We start from the raw sequence: 16,529 nt of genomic DNA, 5'->3' as shown, positions 1-16,529 counted from the left end.
CCAAAAGGGGTGGAGGAGGGTAAACTAGTTTTTGTACTGACCAGTCAGTTTAAGATAGATGGAGGAAAATATGAGTAAGAAAAAGGATCTGATTTCCCAGAGCGCATTGCAAGCTTTTGCCCAATATGGCTATTCAGACACCACGATGGACAATATTGCTGAAGTGGCGAATGTGGCCAAGGGGACCTTGTACTACCATTTCAAGACCAAAGAGGAACTGTTCTTTTATGTGAACCAGAAAGGCGTGGAGATGCTCATCGAATCCGTAACGACCGCGATGAATGATACCAGCCATACCGTCTACGAACGCATGCTTTACGTACTGGATGAACATCTTCGTTTTTTTGCTGAGCATGAAGAATTCTGCCTGCTCCTGCTCAGCTTCAGTTCTGGTGACCATAGCCGTGATGAGATGGTGAGACAGCTGTTGAGCTCGTATTTCATCACGATGGAAACGTATTTTGACTCGATGCAAAAGCAGGGCGTGATTGCTCCAGAGCTGGAGATTCGCACCTTGACCTCCTCTTTGTTTGGAATGATCGGGTTCACCGTGCTGCGCAAGCTGTACCGCAGAGAAGAGATTTACACCGAACAGACGCGCAATACACTTTTGGCGATGTGCAAGGGTGCCTTAGGGATTGGATCTGCCAACATCATTACGGAATGTAACATGGAGAAGGAGAAGAGAGACAATGAATAACAAAAAGAAAACAATTGCCAGTGTGATCGGATTTGTCACCGCGATTTCACTGCTTGGGGGCTATCTGGTGACAGGAGAACAATCTGGGGCAGCAGGCGTACATGCGACCCAGCCGATGGTCGGTGTGATCGAAGGGTCTGAGGTGGACCTCGCCTTCAAAATGGCTGGCTCCATCAAGGATTTACAGGTAAAAGAAGGAGAGTTCGTCAAAGAAGGTCAACTGCTCGCCACTCTCACCAATGAAGAGCTTCTGGCAAAGCGCGAACAGGCTCTTGCCTCCTACAAGCTGGCCCAAGCCAAGCTCGATCAAGCGAAAAAAGGCGTCAGCGTAACCGACAACTCCAGTTCCGCCCAAGTCGAGCAGGCGCAAGCAGCCGTGCTTGCTGCCAAAGCTCAATATGAAGCCAACAAAAACGGTGCCCGCCCGGAGGAAATCGCCCAGCTCAAATCCAAGCTGACCGCAACCGCCTCCGGTAAAGATATCGCATTGAAAAACCTGCAACGGATGCAGCAGCTGCTCACAGAAGGCGCGATCCCAGCCGCCAAGCTGGAGGAAGCGCAGGCCCAGTACGACAAAGCGGTAGCCGAGCATGAAGCGACCGTCGAACAGCTTCACATGGCTGAGTCCGGTGCCCGTCAAGAGCAGATCGATGCGACCCGCGCCCAATTGGAGCAAGCCAATGCTGCTTACAAAAACGCCGTAGCAGGACGCGGGCAGGTAGGTCTGCGCCAATCTGACGTCCAATCCGCCGAAGCCGGTGTCCAACAAGCCAAAGGCGCACTCGATGAGATCGAAGCGTACATCAACAACACCAAGCTGACTGCCCCTGTAAGCGGGATCGTCAAATCCGTCTCCGTGCAAAAAGGGGAGCTGGTCGCCCAAGGCTCCAACGTGGTAACCATCCAACAGCAGGATGACCAATTCGTGAAGTTCTATGTAGATGAAACCCAACTGGGCAAGCTCGCCGTCAACCAAACCGTCAAACTGTTCGTACCTGCCCTGCAAAAAGAAATCGATGGAACCATCCAAATCATCGCCCCAGCCGCAGACTTCGCCGTGAAAAAAGCAACCACCGAATTGAGCGACCGTGATGTCCGCGCCTTTATGGTGAAGGTCAAAGTGGCGGGTGACACCCTCCGTCCAGGCTTCTCTGTCGAGTGGTCGATCAAAGGGGATGGCGCAAGTGAATAGCTGGTCTGCACTCTTTGCCAAGGAATGGCGTACGATTTTTACCAACAAGACGATCCGCAACATTCTGTTTGTCATCCCGGTTCTGTATTTTAGCCTGTTCGGATTTCTGTACGGCACGCAAAAGGTCATGGATATCCCGACCGTCATCGTGGACCATGACGAGACCGAGCTGACCCGTGAGATCATCCGGGCGATCGATCATGACCAATCCTTCGCCGTCACTGCGATTACTCCGTCGGAAAAAGAAGCCGAAGACATGATCAACCATGAAAAAGCATTTGTCGAGATCATCCTGCCGGCCGGATTGACCGCCAATGCCAAAGCAGGCAAAGACTCCGAAGTCCTCACGATCGTCGACGGTAGCAACCTGATGATCTCCAACACCGCTGTGCGTGCTGCCAACAGTGTCATCAAATCCATCTCCGCCGGAATCACGCTCAAGAAGCTGGAAGCCAAAGGGGAGTGGGGGAACGAAGGTCTTTCCTTCTTTACCGGGATCGACTACCGCTACCGTGTTCTGTATAACCCGACTTTCAGCTATATGTCCTTCATGGTGTTCGGTCTGGGCGCTGCCGTGCTTCAGCAGGTCGTCTTCCTCGCTGTGGCGCTCGCGGTTACCAAGGAAAAAGAAGAGGGGACGTGGGGCGATACACTTCGTTCCAACAGCTTCTTCAAGCTGGTAACAGCCAAATTACTGCCGTATCTGATCATTTCCACGTTTAATCTGGTCTTAACCTTTACGATCCTGCTAAAAGGATTCGGTATCCCGTACTACGGCAATCCAATGCATCTGCTGTTGGTCGGATTCGTGTTTAATCTGGCGATCCTGTTCATCGGCTTTGCGATCTCGTTCTTCTCTCCCAACCAGCTGCAGGCTACACAGGTTGCCATGCTGATCGCTGTACCGTCATTTATGCTGTCCGGCTATACATGGCCGCTGATGTCCATGCCGCCGGTTATCGCCGCCATCGGGGAATCAATGCCGCTGACATACTTCTTACACGGCGTTCGCGAAGTGTTGAGCAAAGGTCACGGATTTACTTACATCCAGCATGATTTGATCGTCTTAACTCTCATGGCGATGGTAGGTTTATTCGGTTCGTATCTGGCGTATTTGATTCATGTTAGGAAATCTTACACTAAAACACTGGAAAACGCATAAAAATGCAAAAAAAACCTTGTCACGACATGTTGGTTTCTTTACAATAGGGAATAACATTTCTTTTGCCCCGAAAAAGGAGGTTTCCCATGTCAGACGCTCACCTGAAACAGTTGTGTGAAGATACGTTTAACCGATTGAAAAAAGTCAGCATGGAGCTGGAGAAATTCCTTAACCAAGTGACGTTGTCTTCCCTGGTCGAACAATCGGGAGATCCGGAAGAGTATGAAACCTACTACCGCCACTACCTGTCTGATTTCCGTCACCTGCTGGTCTACTGTGAAAATGCTTATGAAAAGCTTGGGGTATGCCTGCGCCGCGCCCGCTTCAATCCAGAGTTCGCGGAAGAATCACTTTACAAGGTGTACCATTCCTGTATCACCAATTTTTATTATCCAAAAGGTGAAGTGTACGACGAAGATGGTCGTTACTCCTATACGGGTCAAGACTGCATCATTTTCCGTAAAACCGTAACGCCTGAGCTGCAAAACCTGACATTGTCACTGTCCCGGGTGTTTGAGCAAATGCGTGAAGAGCTTCAGTATTATGAGACAGACTATATTACGAAGAAGCGTATGCAGTCTGTTAAATAGTTGAAAAGTGTGTTGGAAGGCAGGGGACTTTGATGGTCTCCTGCTTTTTTGTTTTCTTTTTTGATCGTGGGGAGGGAGAGGAGGCGGCTTTCAAGACGGTCGCCTTGTTGAAACCCCTTCGTGAGAAGGAAAGGCTGGCCGCTGCGAATGATCTACTGGGAGCAGGGGCAAAAAAGGCTTATTCGAAGATGATTGAAGTTTGCCCTGGGAGCGTATTCGAAGGAGAGGGTCCCAGTAGATCATTTTTCGCTGGGCAGGGGGTTCCAAAGAGGCTCTCGTCTTGAAAGCCGCCTCCTCTCCCGCGCAGCTACATGCATAAAAACGAATAAAGGAAACAGCAAAAACAATAAAAACAAAAAGTGCCCAAGCTTAAAACTAAAACGATTTGATACTGAATTCACACAGCAACTCATCAATCAAATAAAGGTTCAGGACTCATAACACTGACGAAAACAAAAAGGCCAGACCACCTAGGGTCTTAGCCTTTTTTGGATTACCTGTCTTTCCTATTCCTTCATTCCTCTTTACTTCCCTGCATTCGCCGGCTGACGCACAGACGTAATGATCTGATCTACCTGATCCAGATAATCCATACGCTGCTCATCGCTTACATACGGTACTTCGGCAAAATTGCGGAAGACCACATTTTCAAAGCCGGAGAACTCGAGCACACCGTCGACGATCTGGGTCTTGATCACTTGATCGTAGCCTTTTTCCTTCATCTCCGCTTCGGACTCACGGGTGGTGGTGAAGACGACGGCTTGTTTGTTTTTGAAGAGGCCGACCGGGCCGTTGCTGGTGTATTCGAAAGCGAATTTGTCGAGGAAGACGCGGTCGATCCAGCCTTTGAGGATGGCCGGTTGGGACCACCACCAGATCGGATAGATCATGACGAGCAGGTCTGCATCGGCAGTGATGGATTGCTCCTCCTCGATCATAGCGGGGATTTGGCCTGCTTCGATGCTGGTGAGGTCTTCGTTGCTCAGCACAGGGCTGAATTTCATTTGATACAGGTCACGGATGACATATTTGATGCCTGCTTTATCGCAGGATTTTTGTACTTGGGCGAGGATTTCATGGTTGAAGCTCTCTTGGCCGGGATGGGCGAAGACGATATTGGCTCTCATGGTCATGGGTATTCCTCCTTAAGTAGTGTTCTTACCCGAGATTCGGGAACCATCTGCGGAACAGCTCTCGAAACGTTTCGGCAGGGCCGCGCGTATCTTCGGGCTCGGTGGTGTCAGCAGGCTCATTCTGTCCGGTTTTCTCTGGAGCCGTTGTTTCGTCTGTTGTTTCATCGGCTGTCTCGTCAGTTGGTTCTGGTTCCACCACATTATCTTGCTCTCCCGGTACGGTTGTATCCCATGCATCATCTGGGGAAGAGTTGGTATGTGGCGGGATTTTTTTTAATGCTGCATTGACGTTGATCAGACCGTTTCCGTAGTGAATATCTTTGCCGCGAGGACCGAGATCTGTGGACGTCTGGTTGATGATCTCCATGATCTTACGATTGCTCATATCAGGGCTGACAGAGCGGAGCAGGGAGGCCAAAGCAGCGACGTGAGGGGTTGCCATGGAAGTACCGGAGAGAGCTGCATAATCCTTATAAATATAGGTACTTGGAATATCTACGCCAGGAGCTACCACGTCAATATAGTTGCCATAGTTGGAGAAGTCGGCGATCTGTCTGTGATTATCCACCGCACCGACACTCATCACCTCAGGATAGGCAGCCGGATAGCTTGGTTGATTGGTAGCATCGTTACCAGAGGCGGCGATGAGTACGACATTGTGCTTGTAAGCATAGGAGCAGGCTTCCTTGAGCGCGGCAGATGCGGTGTAGTTGCCCACGCTCAGACTGATGACATCTGCACCATGGTCAGTTGCCCAACGGATTCCCTCTGCGATGTCAAAAGCCGTACCAGAGCCGTCCGCACCGATTGCTTTGATCGGCATGATCTTGCTGTTCCACGACATACCGGCAATCCCTTCGCGGTTGTTGGTACGGGCCGCGATGACACCTGCACAGTGTGTGCCGTGACCGTTGTCATCCATCGGCTTAGCGTCACCGGTCAGGACGTTAAAGCCTGTGGTCAGCTTGCCACTGAACTCTGGGTGGGTAAGGTCAATACCGGTATCGACGACAGCGACCGTCACTTCCTTGCTGCCCCGGTTGACATCCCACGCCTGTTCGAGGCCGATCAGCGGGAGATTCCACTGATAGCGGTTGTAGAGAATGTCGTTCGGTCGTGTATTGTTGGGGAGAAGCAGGTAGTTTGGTTCCGCGTACACGGAGTCTGGATGCTCGGCAAAATACTTCATTAACTGATTGGTGGTCATCGTCTTTGACTTGATGATCATCGCGGTCGTGTTGTCCCGCTTGATCTTGGAGTTGGTCTCCTTCAATAGCTTCTGCAGCTGGGCCGAAGTCGGCTCAGGCGAGAAGTTGACTACGACCTCATGCTCGACAAAGTGGCTGTGGTCCCGCGGATTGTGATGGATGGTCATGATATGTGGACGACTCTCCATCTTTCTGCGCATATCACGCACTTGTTCAACATAGTTGATCTTGGCGATGTGAATACCGTCTTCCTCTGGATGATCGGTTCGCAGTCGTTCGACTTTGCTTTGGATACGTTGGGTCGGCTGTTGTTTTTGCTGCGTCTGCGGCTGGGCAGGCGGCAGAGCCTGTTGGGGAGGCGTCTGGCGCTGCAGCGGGATGATCATCACCACCGCCAGTACCGCTGTGACGACAAGAGCAGAGATGGTTCTCACTATATCTCACTCCCTGTCCATTCTGAATAGGTATAGCGTGTACGTTCGCCGCTTGATTATTACGGTAAAAAATAGAGGGGGCCGTGCCACACAAGCGTGGCTAAAAACCATTCCTTTTTATCAGACTAGGAGATGATTCTTGTCAGGGAGGGAATGCACATGACCAAGAACAACACCAAAAATCCGTCGCTTGACCAATACCCAAGCGGCGAGATCGCGGAAAAAACGTATCACGTAGAAGATTACCAAAGCTCCAACACCGTCGATAAAGGTCTGGCCTTGTCCCACGAAATGACCATGGACGACTATTATGAAGGCAACAACGGTGGCAAAATAGACGCTTTTGCCGGTCATGCCGCCAAAGAGATCCCAACCAACGGATATGAAGGGGTCTTTCCAAACAAAAAATAAGGGGAGGATGACATCATCATGACCCAACAGCAAAACAACAGCAAGGAGCAGGATATGCTCGCCATGGCAACAGTAGGTGCAGTCGGCACGATCCACAAGCCAGACCAGGTCATCACCCAAAAGTCCAGCGAGCAGGCACAATTGCAGGGACAGCCAGCACAGTTGCAGGACAGCGAAGACCGCGCTTAATCACAAAAAGCCATTCGGAGGACGCCGCTATACAGGCTGTCATTCCAATGGCTTTTTTTGTCGCCTAATTATTCCCTATACGAAAAAAGGAACTGGTCCCCGTTAAAGGAGAGTCAGTTCCTTGTGTGTAACCGTGAGTTAATGTGCAATCCACAAACAGGATTAAAACACGGATAATTCAGTTTGGGCATCAAATACATGGCATTTGGAGAGGTCCATGCCAAGTGTTACGTTCATACCATGCTTCAGACCCTCACGCGCGTCTACACGAGCGATCATTTGGTTGCCGCCGATGTTGTTGAAGTAGACGTACAGCTCAGAACCCATGTTTTCCACGACATCGATGTCCGCTTTGATGTTGGATTGGAACGGATTGGCTTCGATGAATTGGTTGTCGCTGTAGATATCCTCCGGACGGATTCCGAAGGTTACATCTTTGCCGATGTAGCCCGCAGAGCGCAGGGCGGATGCTTTGTCATCTGGGAAGATGATGTCCATGCCAGGAGCGGTGAATTTCACTTTGCCGCCTTCTTCTTTGACAGAGCCTTTGATGAAGTTCATTCCTGGTGAACCGATGAAGCTCGCTACGAACTGGTTCGCAGGATGGTTGTAGATTTCGGTCGGAGTCGCTACTTGTTGCACGATACCGTCTTTCATAACCACGATGCGGTCACCCATGGTCATCGCTTCGGTCTGGTCATGCGTTACATAGACCACAGTGGTTTCGAGGCGCTTGTGCAGCTTGGCGATCTCGGTACGCATCTGTACACGAAGCTTGGCATCGAGGTTGGAGAGCGGTTCGTCCATCAGGAACACCTGTGGTTCACGGACGATCGCACGGCCCAGGGCCACACGCTGACGCTGACCGCCGGAGAGTGCTTTTGGCTTGCGGTCCAAGAGGTGGGTGATGTCGAGGATACGTGCTGCTTCTTGGATGCGTTTGTCGATCTCGTCTTTTGGGAATTTGCGAAGCTTCAGACCGAACGCCATGTTGTCGTATACGTTCATGTGCGGGTAGAGGGCGTAGCTTTGGAATACCATCGCGATGTCGCGGTCTTTAGGCGCTACATCGTTTACACGGCGATCACCGATGTAGAGGTCACCCTCAGAGATATCTTCAAGACCTGCAATCATACGCAGGGTGGTGGATTTACCGCAGCCGGATGGACCTACGAGGACGAGGAACTCACGGTCTTTAATGTCCAAGTGAAAATCGTTTACTGCTGCGAAACCGTTCGAATATTTTTTAAAGATATGGTTCAATCTAACCTGTGCCATATTGAATCACTCCCTATCATCTATGTAAGCGGACGAATGCGCTTTCATCATGGTACCCATTGTACGGCAATTGCTTCCTCGATCTCTATGGTGAATGTATACAAACCTAATTGTCCAATTTGCCCAAAAGGGTAGCAAGACGCAATAGCATTGCATCGGCAAACCTGCGCGGCTCAAGGCCTGTCTGCTCCTGAATCTTGTCCAGCCGGTACAAAAGCGTGTTTCGGTGTAAAAACAGCGACCGGGCCGTCTCACTCACATTGAGATGATGCTCACAAAACGATTCAAGTGATTCCAGCTGCTCCTCTGTCAGCTGCAGGGAGGAAGGCACGGGAAGACTCGCGCGCAACGCCCGCACTGTATCCAGATCAAGCGTAGCCGCCCAGCGCTCCAGCGGGTACTGCCAGGTGGCTGCCACCATCACACGGGGGAAAAAGTGAGAGAGAGCATGGGACAAGCCCTTCACCTGACGAAGGGCAGCAGGCAGTGCATGGGCACGCTCCAGCGGGGGAGCCACCAGCACCTTTGCATTTTCCATTGCCTCGGTGGAGAGCAGATCGTGCAGACTGGCTGCCCACTCCAGCAAGACTGGGGACGAAGTGGTGTCCAGATCCACAGGCTCCCCGCTCTCATCCGGCAACAGGGAGAGCGGTACCAGCAGCAGATAGACTAGATCAGCCACCTGCCAGCACTCAATCCGCTTGGTATCTCCGAAAAAATCACCGAACAGCTGCTTCCACGCGACCGCATTCACCCCTGAAGTCCGTTCGATGACAAAACAGGCACGTCCCTCTGTCCAATGCCACTCACGCTCTAACCGGCTTGGCAGGGGAGCATCTTGCCCCTGATAGACCGCTGCCAGCCAGTGCAGGACCTCTTCCTGCAAGGTCAGGGCACCCGCTGACGGCGCATCTGTTCTAGCTTCGCTTAGCAGGAGCGGCAGGAGCGCACGCGCAGACTCCGACCACTCTGCTGTATGTATGCCGACGTACCATACCACACCGTTGACAGCATGCGAGCGAATCACCTCACCGCCTGCCGCCTCATAGCGGATGCGTACGTCTGTAAAATCGTTATGGATACAAGAAAGAAGCTCAATTCTGAGCTTCGTCGCTTGCTGTATTCGATTGACTTCTTCCCGCCACTTTTGTTCAATCTCCATGGAAAGCCGCCTTTCGTGTCGCTCGTGATGGCTCTATTATACCTCACTCGCGGCCAGGGTGGGAGCGGCCTCTTGCTTCACCGGCTCAAAAGCAACGGCAACAGTACCCAAAGCACCTTCTGTTGCGCCCGCAGCACCCAGCGTATGCAAGGTGATTTCCGGACGGGAGCGCAGGCGGATATTCACACCTGTCTGTCCCAAGCCTTCACTGATGTAGAATGGACGGCCGTCACGGAAGTGCAGACCTTTGATGATATTCATACGCGGCAGCTTCCCCATTTTTGCCAGATGGAACGGCTTCGGCCAGTGAATCTGACCCCCGTGGAAGTGACCGGAGAGCAGATAGTCGTAATCATACTCCTTCATATGCAATACAATGTTAGGGTCATGGGTAAGCACGAGGCGGATGCCCTCATCGTCGACCTTTTTATAAGATTTCGCCAGATTGTGGTGGCGGGTTGCAAAGTCGTCAATCCCGATGATGTGCAGCTTCACACCGTTGTGATCCACTGTCATGGTCTCGTTGACCAGCACATGCGCACCGATGCGTTCCAGACCGATTTTGAGATGTGCGAGCTTGTTGGCTTTCAGCACGTAGTCATGGTTACCGAATGTCACGTAGATTCCGTGTTTTGGCTTCAGCTTTTTCAGTGCTTCCACATACGCTACAGCACGCGGGATATTCCGTGCACGGTCAAGCAGGTCGCCTGTGATCGCGATCAGATCCAGCTCCTGGCCGCGCATCTCGTCGACGACACGCTCAGCAGATACGGAGAGATTCTCCATATGCAAGTCAGACAGATGCAGAATACGAAGATCAGACAGCGCATTTTTATCAACACGTCCTGTCGCTTTGACCGCTACAGCGACGTTATTAATCTCGGGGTGGTGGGTGTTCCGGTGGGCTCTCATCAACATAGCAGCAAAACCTAATACGGCAATCAGCCATAGCATAATCAACAATCACCCTCCATGTTTGGTTTTTTGCATTTCGTTCCGTCAATTTCAATACTCATACGATTATACGAGACGAAAGGCTAAAAAGGTGTAGTATTTTACTGGTAAGGGTGTTGATAGAATTATCGAAAAACAAAGAGGAATTGGTACATCTTTGAAGAAGTAGTAATAGGAGAAGAAGCATAGAGAGAAGCGCATGATATTTCATTGGGGAACAAGGAGAGTGAAAGTATGAAAGTGGAAAGAATCCCAGCAGCAGAAGGACAACAAAACCTGAAAAATTACGAAGAAACGTACGCAACCTTTAATTGGGCTGACGTTGAGAAAGAATTCACCTGGTACGAGACCGGTAAAGTCAACATGGCTCATGAAGCGATTGACCGTCACATCGGCACTCACCGTGAAAACAAAGTAGCCCTCTACTACAGCGATAATACCCGTGAGGAACAATATACGTTCGCACAATTCAGCCAACTGTCCAATAAATTCGGGAATGTCCTCAAAAGCCTCGATATCAAAAAAGGGGACCGCGTCTTTGTCTTCATGCCTCGCACTCCAGAGCTTTATGTAAGCGTTCTCGGAACACTGAAAATTGGCGCAATTGTAGGTCCACTGTTCGAAGCATTCATGGAAGGGGCTGTCCGCGACCGTCTGGAAGACAGTGAAGCGGTAGCGATCATCACCACACCTGCTCTGCTCCCACGTGTACCTGTCCAAGATCTCCCACACCTCAAGCATGTGATTCTCTTCGGTGCTGAAGGTGACCTGCAGGAAGGCCAAATCGACTTCTCCAAAGCGATGGCTGAAGCTTCTCCTGAGCTTGAAATCGAATGGGTCGACCGTGAAGACGGCATGATCCTCCACTATACATCCGGTTCTACCGGCAAACCAAAAGGCGTTCTGCACGTACACAACGCCATGATCCAACACCTGCAAACAGGCCGCTGGGTGCTTGATTTTACCGATGAGGACGTATACTGGTGTACAGCTGACCCAGGCTGGGTAACCGGTACATCCTACGGGATCTTCTCTCCATGGCTCAACGGTGTAACCAGCGTCATCCGCGGTGGCCGTTTCACACCGGAAGACTGGTATCAAACGATCGAAAAATATAAAGTCTCCATCTGGTACAGTGCTCCGACCGCATTCCGCATGCTGATGGGTGCAGGCGATGAGGCTGTGAAAAAATTCGACCTCTCTTCTCTGCGCCACGTACTGAGCGTAGGGGAGCCTCTCAACCCAGAAGTAGTATACTGGGGTCTGAAAGTGTTCAACCACCGCATCCATGACAACTGGTGGATGACTGAAACAGGCGGTCAACTCATCTCCAACTACCGCTGTATGGACATCAAGCCAGGCTCTATGGGCAAACCATTCCCAGGCATCCATGCTGCGATCATCGACGACCGCGGCAACGAGCTGCCAGCCAACCGCATGGGGAATCTCGCAATCCGCACACCATGGCCGTCCATGATGCGTGAGATCTGGAAAAACCCAGCAAAATTCGAAGAGTATGTGCGCATTCCAGGCTGGTATGTATCCGGCGACTCAGCTTACAAGGACGAAGACGGCTACTTCTGGTTCCAAGGCCGCATCGACGACGTGATCAACACTTCCGGTGAGCGCGTAGGTCCATTTGAAGTAGAGAGCAAGCTGGTCGAGCATCCGGCTGTAGCAGAAGCAGGTGTCATCGGGAAACCAGATCCGATGCGCGGCGAGATCATCAAAGCGTTCATCGCGCTGCGTGCAGGCTATGAGCCAAGCGAAGAGCTGATGGATGAGATCAAGAAGTTCGTCAAAGTAGGCTTGGCTGCTCACGCTGCACCACGCGAGATCGAATTCCGCGACAAACTCCCTAAAACCCGCTCCGGTAAAATCATGCGCCGCGTGCTCAAAGCATGGGAGCTTGGCTTGCCGACAGGTGACCTGTCTACGATGGAAGACTAATCATCATAATCATCTCAACTGGCATCACATACAAAAGACCACACAGTTCACAGGCTGTGTGGTCTTTTTGGTGCTTATACGGCTTGATCGAAGATGTTTGATACGGATGAGGAAGGATCTTGGTTAGGATGAGTGCTCGTATCTGTGTTGGTGGCCGGCTCTTTTTGGCTCGGCTCTGTTTGTGTAAGTGGTGCAGACGTTGTGACTCGTTCGTTTTCTTTCTCATTCGTGGCCTGGTTTAGTTGGGTTGGTTGCCCATTGGTTTTGACCACTGTCTCTGTCTGTTGTTTTTGGTTATCGCTTTGTTTGGTTTCCTTCACCGCTTCTGCAGGTTTGCTGGTAGCTGCTTGGGTTGCGGTTGTTGGTTGATCCAGCGTGTTCTGTGCCTGGTCGCGGGTTTCTTTTGATTCCTTCACTTGGATGACAGCCTCTGTGCTTCTGTTAAAGGTAGCATTGTAGACGGTCTGGTTGACCAAGGCTTGTTGTGTTTTCATTTTGTAGCTGTTGTAATCAAAGATCGGACCGTTGCTGCTCACAGCCTCTGTCTTAGCAAGCATCCGTTTGGCGAGGTTGTAGGCGGAGACAGCCTTTTGGAAGTTGTACGGCGTGATTTGGGCGCCTGCCTGCTCTGTCTCAGTCTCAGTCTCAGTCTCTGGTGTTGGTGCAGGGGTGCTTGGGGCTGTCGGTGAAGTCGGGTTCACTTCCGGCTTCGTGCCATTTCCCTCTGGTGTTGTGGCCGGTACGTCTGGTGTCGGTGTCGGCTGTGTCGGTTGGTATGTATCGACTGGTGGTGCGGTTGGGGTTTGTGCAGGTGTCGTAGGTGTTGTCGTGTCAACAGGTGGTGTAGCAGGTGTCGTGGTTTGGCCAGGTGTTGTTGTCGGATCGGTTGTTGGATTAGCAGGAGTGGTGCCTGTGGAAGGCGTTGTCGGCTGTGGCTGGTTTTGATAAGCCTGTTCAGCCTCTGGACTAATCACCACGGTATCCTGCGGTGGAGTGACAGGAGAGGTGGTCGGAGTGGTGGTTCCCGTCTGGTTGCGCTGCTCTTGCTTCTCCTGCCCAGGATTTACTTTTCCATTGCCGGTGGTGCCAGGCGTTTTCGCGGCTTGACCGGGTGGGGTGAAATCGATGGGTCTAGTCATTTTGGTCCCCCTTTGCCAGTAAGGTAGTAAAAACATCCTGATTTTCATAAAAGGGTCAGGTGCTTTAGACCTATTATAAGCTGGAAAACAATAAGTCGAAACTATCTATCATTCGACAAAAAACGACAAACGATGTGAAAAATGATCAGATGATACTTCCTTGTAAGGTAAATCGTAATCTTTCTTAATAAACCGAATACAATTAAGGTAAAGATTGGTTCTGATGGAGGTAATAGGGGTGGTGTACCGATTACGAGCCTTACTGTTGGAGTCTGGGGGAGCCTTGCTGATCGGACTGGCTATGGTGCTGGTTGCGACTGGTGGGCTCACGCCGTTGCTTTCATGGAGGATGTCGTGGGCTGGAGCATGGCTGGATGTGAAGACCCTGTTTGTGAGCATTGTCTTGGAAGCCATCCCCTTTGTGCTCTTGGGTGTGTTTTTTTCAGGGCTGATTCAGACATTTGTGACAGAGGATCAAGTGCGCCGCTGGACACCGAAGCTTCCGGTGGTGGCGATCCCGTTTGCCTCCTTGCTTGGGTTTTTGTTTCCGCTCTGTGAGTGTGCGATCATTCCCGTGATCCGTCGCTTGATTCAAAAAGGGATGCCGGTCTATGTCGGGATCGTCTTTTTGCTGGCGGGGCCGATTGTCAACCCTGTTGTGCTGACGGCCACTTACACCGCGTTTCAACGGCAGCCGGAGATGGTCTTCTATCGGGCGGGAGTGGCCCTCTTGGTCGCCATGCTTGCCGGCTTGATCATGTGGCTGTTCGTGAGACGGAATCCGCTGAAGATCGGGGTGGAGCGCAAGACCAGACATGAGATGTCCCATCAGGTGAGACAAGCCAAGAAATGGGGGGCGACGCTGACACATGCGGTGGACGAGTTTTTTGATATGGGCAAATATCTGTTGTTCGGTGCGCTGGTAAGTAGCGTGATCCAGACATTCGTGGCGAGGGAGACGCTGGTGGAGATCGGTCAGACGCCACTGTCCTCTCACCTGGTGATGATGGGCCTTGCCTATGTCTTTTCGCTGTGTTCGGAGGCGGATGCATTCATCGCGGCTTCGTTTATGGGGTCGTTTCAGCCGGGGGCATTGCTCTCGTTTCTCGTGTTTGGACCGATGATTGATTTTAAAAATACGCTGATGCTGATGAGTGTATTTACGTTTCGGTTTGTCGTACTGTTAGTCGCTGTCGTCAGTGTGCTGGTGCTGGCAGCTACGATGTGGATACCGATCGGATGACAGGGGGGGAGAGGATGTACGGCAGCAGTGAAGTGCGGCGGGTGAAGCGGCATTATTATGTGCGGAGCTTTCTGTTGCTTGGATTCTGTTTTTGGTTGATCGATCTTATCGCTGGAGGGACTATCGGACTATATCTGGCCCCCAGACTGCATGGGTTAGCATATGTGACTCTTGTAATAATGCTACTTCTTACAGGCGTCAGCCTGCGTCAGGCGATCATGGGACCTGCTGAGGAGGTCTGTGATTGTCCGGGAGAGCATGGGATTCCCCAGGGCTTGTGGAGGTCGTCAATCGTGTACGGTTTGTTTCTTCTGCCAGTCGTGATGGGCTTGTTCATGCCGGATAAGATTCTCGGAAGTGAGCTGGCGGAGAAAAAGGGGCTGAACCTGCTGTCGGGGAATTCCAAGCTGGCGGCGGTGGCGAGAGGGGAAGCAACTGGAGTCGGGGAATCAGGGAGCGGGGGCGTTGATCGGACAAGTGGTGCTGAGGAAGCGGGCAAGGGAGGTATCGGTGCTGCCAAAGGAGCAGTCGACGGAAGCGCTGGTAGCCCAGAGTCTGTCACTCAACCGCAAAAGGTCGAAACAGCTTACCCCAAAACCACCGAGGAAATCCGTAAGATGTTCAACAGCGAAGGCTTCGGAGATTTTTACACCGATCTCGCCGTAGGCTTGTACCAGCAGCCGGTGATCGTGCTCGATGATCACAACTTCTTAGACGGGTTGACCACGCTTGAGCTGTATCAGAAGCAATTCGCCGGCAAAAAGCTGGAAACGATGGGCTTCATCTATACGGAGCCTCATTTTTCGGAGCGGGAGTTCGTCGTTGCCCGTTTTTCAGTGAGCTGCTGTACCGCTGATGCAGGGGTATTCGGAGTCATGGTAGAACTGCCTGAGGGGATGAAGCGCGGGGCCCGGGACAGCTGGGTCAGGGTAGGGGGTGAGTTGGTGTTGCGTCAGGCAGGCGACACGAAGCTGCTTGTGCTTCAGGCAGAGAAGGTCACCCAGGTACTAGCACCGCGCAATCCGTACGTGTATTACCAGAATGCAGAGGGTGGTCTCCTCGGGCAATAGAAGAAGGGATACCTTGTCCCATTGTGGTCGCTAAAATCCTAAGCAGACACCAGCTCTGTGAGGGATTTTTTTTGTTGGATTTGTCATGATAAAGGTAGGATCGTTGCAGGTCGCAATTTCTTACATAAATTTGAATTACAGTATGAATTTATATGATTGCTTGATGGCAACCTATAGAAAAACGGAGGGGATGGAACTGTGCCGGCAAAACAGCAAAATGCAACTCCCGATCCACTGCAGGCACTTCTTTGGTGTGTTGCCTTGCCGGGTTTCGGGCAGTTCCTAAATAAGCAGTATCTGAAAGGATTTGTTCTGATTGTGCTGGAAGTCATCATTAATATGGGATCGAAGCTCAATCTGGCGATCATTGCAAGCTTTCATGGAGATATCACCAAGGCGTTGGGGCAGACCAATTTTCAATGGCTGATGTTTTACCCGTGTGTCTATATGTTTGGCATATGGGATGCCTATAGAAACGCGGGAGGGGGAGACGCACCTTATTCTACCTTGCCGTTTGTCTTTTCCGCTTTTTTTGCCACGGTGGGTGTGATCTATGCTCCGACTCTGCGGATCATGGGGATCTTGCTTGGCCCGGTATGGCTGCCGATGCTTTTCTGTTTTATCGGGATCGGCTTTGGGGCTATTCTGATGCGGATAGGTCGAATAAAAAGGATGACGGGGTAAATGATATCCCTAACCATTACGTGCAGGGAA

The 16,529-nt window shown here is 51.4% G+C and carries 16 protein-coding genes; 10 read left to right on the top strand and 6 right to left on the bottom strand.

What is annotated here, in order from left to right; genetic code table 11:
* Positions 1-70: 70 nt before the first annotated feature.
* From FGI41_RS08735 to FGI41_RS08720, 4 genes are all read left to right on the top strand, one after another.
* A complete protein-coding gene (locus tag FGI41_RS08735; RefSeq protein ID WP_139489581.1) occupies positions 71-700 on the top strand; it encodes a TetR/AcrR family transcriptional regulator in 630 nt (209 codons plus the stop codon).
* Positions 693-1,892 (top strand): HlyD family secretion protein, encoded by a 1,200-nt coding sequence (locus tag FGI41_RS08730; RefSeq protein ID WP_139489579.1) that lies wholly within the window; start codon positions 693-695, stop codon positions 1,890-1,892. Before FGI41_RS08735 ends, FGI41_RS08730 begins: the two co-directional genes overlap by 8 nt.
* The gene (locus FGI41_RS08725) at positions 1,885-3,054 is read left to right on the top strand and encodes an ABC transporter permease (RefSeq protein ID WP_139489577.1); all 1,170 of its coding nucleotides are present in this window, start codon (positions 1,885-1,887) and stop codon (positions 3,052-3,054) included. Before FGI41_RS08730 ends, FGI41_RS08725 begins: the two co-directional genes overlap by 8 nt.
* A gap of 86 nt (positions 3,055-3,140) precedes the next feature.
* Positions 3,141-3,644, top strand: a complete 504-nt coding sequence (locus FGI41_RS08720) for a DUF3907 family protein (RefSeq protein WP_139489576.1) — start codon at positions 3,141-3,143, stop codon at positions 3,642-3,644.
* A 524-nt stretch (positions 3,645-4,168) separates the two neighbouring features.
* Here FGI41_RS08720 and FGI41_RS08715 read toward each other — a convergent pair.
* Together FGI41_RS08715 and FGI41_RS08710 are read right to left on the bottom strand one after the other, a co-directional pair.
* Positions 4,169-4,777, bottom strand: coding sequence for an NAD(P)H-dependent oxidoreductase (locus FGI41_RS08715; RefSeq protein WP_255298383.1), 609 nt, complete (start codon positions 4,775-4,777; stop codon positions 4,169-4,171).
* Between the two features lie 25 nt (positions 4,778-4,802).
* Positions 4,803-6,419, bottom strand: a complete 1,617-nt coding sequence (locus tag FGI41_RS08710) for a S8 family serine peptidase (protein ID WP_255298382.1) — start codon at positions 6,417-6,419, stop codon at positions 4,803-4,805.
* 159 nt (positions 6,420-6,578) lie between these two features.
* On the opposite strand from FGI41_RS08710, the gene FGI41_RS08705 reads away from it, so the two are divergent.
* Positions 6,579-6,830 carry a YozQ family protein gene (locus tag FGI41_RS08705; protein WP_139489574.1) on the top strand — a complete coding sequence of 84 codons (252 nt, stop codon included), beginning with the start codon at positions 6,579-6,581 and terminating at the stop codon, positions 6,828-6,830.
* Between the two features lie 18 nt (positions 6,831-6,848).
* Positions 6,849-7,019 (top strand): hypothetical protein, encoded by a 171-nt coding sequence (locus FGI41_RS24845; protein ID WP_176560192.1) that lies wholly within the window; start codon positions 6,849-6,851, stop codon positions 7,017-7,019.
* 162 nt (positions 7,020-7,181) lie between these two features.
* Here the strand turns inward: FGI41_RS24845 and FGI41_RS08700 are convergent, their stop codons facing one another.
* From FGI41_RS08700 to FGI41_RS08690, 3 genes are all read right to left on the bottom strand, one after another.
* A complete protein-coding gene (locus FGI41_RS08700) occupies positions 7,182-8,297 on the bottom strand; it encodes an ABC transporter ATP-binding protein (RefSeq protein ID WP_139489572.1) in 1,116 nt (371 codons plus the stop codon).
* 106 nt (positions 8,298-8,403) lie between these two features.
* A complete protein-coding gene (locus tag FGI41_RS08695; RefSeq protein WP_139489570.1) occupies positions 8,404-9,459 on the bottom strand; it encodes a PucR family transcriptional regulator in 1,056 nt (351 codons plus the stop codon).
* 36 nt (positions 9,460-9,495) lie between these two features.
* Positions 9,496-10,413, bottom strand: a complete 918-nt coding sequence (locus FGI41_RS08690) for a metallophosphoesterase (RefSeq protein ID WP_139489722.1) — start codon at positions 10,411-10,413, stop codon at positions 9,496-9,498.
* Between the two features lie 234 nt (positions 10,414-10,647).
* Here FGI41_RS08690 and acsA point away from each other — a divergent pair, with 234 nt between their 5' ends.
* The gene (gene acsA / locus FGI41_RS08685; protein ID WP_139489568.1) at positions 10,648-12,363 is read left to right on the top strand and encodes an acetate--CoA ligase; all 1,716 of its coding nucleotides are present in this window, start codon (positions 10,648-10,650) and stop codon (positions 12,361-12,363) included.
* Positions 12,364-12,437: 74 nt separating this feature from the next.
* Here the strand turns inward: acsA and FGI41_RS08680 are convergent, their stop codons facing one another.
* Complete coding sequence (locus FGI41_RS08680) at positions 12,438-13,502, bottom strand: hypothetical protein (RefSeq protein ID WP_139489567.1); 1,065 nt, start codon at positions 13,500-13,502, stop codon at positions 12,438-12,440.
* A gap of 349 nt (positions 13,503-13,851) precedes the next feature.
* Here FGI41_RS08680 and FGI41_RS08675 point away from each other — a divergent pair, with 349 nt between their 5' ends.
* The 3 genes from FGI41_RS08675 to FGI41_RS08665 all read left to right on the top strand — a co-directional run bounded on the left by FGI41_RS08675 (position 13,852) and on the right by FGI41_RS08665 (position 16,499).
* A complete protein-coding gene (locus FGI41_RS08675; protein WP_304364766.1) occupies positions 13,852-14,745 on the top strand; it encodes a permease in 894 nt (297 codons plus the stop codon).
* The gene (locus FGI41_RS08670) at positions 14,742-15,815 is read left to right on the top strand and encodes a TIGR03943 family putative permease subunit (protein WP_368656649.1); all 1,074 of its coding nucleotides are present in this window, start codon (positions 14,742-14,744) and stop codon (positions 15,813-15,815) included. Before FGI41_RS08675 ends, FGI41_RS08670 begins: the two co-directional genes overlap by 4 nt.
* Positions 15,816-16,013: 198 nt before the next feature.
* On the top strand, positions 16,014-16,499 hold the full coding sequence (locus tag FGI41_RS08665; protein WP_255298381.1) for a hypothetical protein: 486 nt from the start codon (positions 16,014-16,016) through the stop codon (positions 16,497-16,499).
* Positions 16,500-16,529: the final 30 nt, after the last annotated feature.

The sequence above is a fragment of the Brevibacillus dissolubilis genome (genome assembly GCF_006170445.1).
Lineage (GTDB): Bacteria > Bacillota > Bacilli > Brevibacillales > Brevibacillaceae > Brevibacillus_B > Brevibacillus_B dissolubilis.
This window is presented reverse-complemented; position numbering and strand designations above follow the sequence as displayed.

Coding starts and splice junctions, on each gene's coding strand:
- FGI41_RS08735 (WP_139489581.1), top strand. CDS start 71: ATGAGTAAGAAAAAGGATCTGATTTCCCAGAGCGCATTGCAAGCTTTT.
- FGI41_RS08730 (WP_139489579.1), top strand. CDS start 693: ATGAATAACAAAAAGAAAACAATTGCCAGTGTGATCGGATTTGTCACC.
- FGI41_RS08720 (WP_139489576.1), top strand. CDS start 3,141: ATGTCAGACGCTCACCTGAAACAGTTGTGTGAAGATACGTTTAACCGA.
- FGI41_RS08715 (WP_255298383.1), bottom strand. CDS start 4,777: ATGACCATGAGAGCCAATATCGTCTTCGCCCATCCCGGCCAAGAGAGC.
- FGI41_RS08705 (WP_139489574.1), top strand. CDS start 6,579: ATGACCAAGAACAACACCAAAAATCCGTCGCTTGACCAATACCCAAGC.
- FGI41_RS24845 (WP_176560192.1), top strand. CDS start 6,849: ATGACCCAACAGCAAAACAACAGCAAGGAGCAGGATATGCTCGCCATG.
- FGI41_RS08700 (WP_139489572.1), bottom strand. CDS start 8,297: ATGGCACAGGTTAGATTGAACCATATCTTTAAAAAATATTCGAACGGT.
- FGI41_RS08695 (WP_139489570.1), bottom strand. CDS start 9,459: ATGGAGATTGAACAAAAGTGGCGGGAAGAAGTCAATCGAATACAGCAA.
- FGI41_RS08690 (WP_139489722.1), bottom strand. CDS start 10,413: ATGCTATGGCTGATTGCCGTATTAGGTTTTGCTGCTATGTTGATGAGA.
- acsA (WP_139489568.1), top strand. CDS start 10,648: ATGAAAGTGGAAAGAATCCCAGCAGCAGAAGGACAACAAAACCTGAAA.
- FGI41_RS08680 (WP_139489567.1), bottom strand. CDS start 13,502: ATGACTAGACCCATCGATTTCACCCCACCCGGTCAAGCCGCGAAAACG.
- FGI41_RS08675 (WP_304364766.1), top strand. CDS start 13,852: ATGTCGTGGGCTGGAGCATGGCTGGATGTGAAGACCCTGTTTGTGAGC.
- FGI41_RS08670 (WP_368656649.1), top strand. CDS start 14,742: ATGACAGGGGGGGAGAGGATGTACGGCAGCAGTGAAGTGCGGCGGGTG.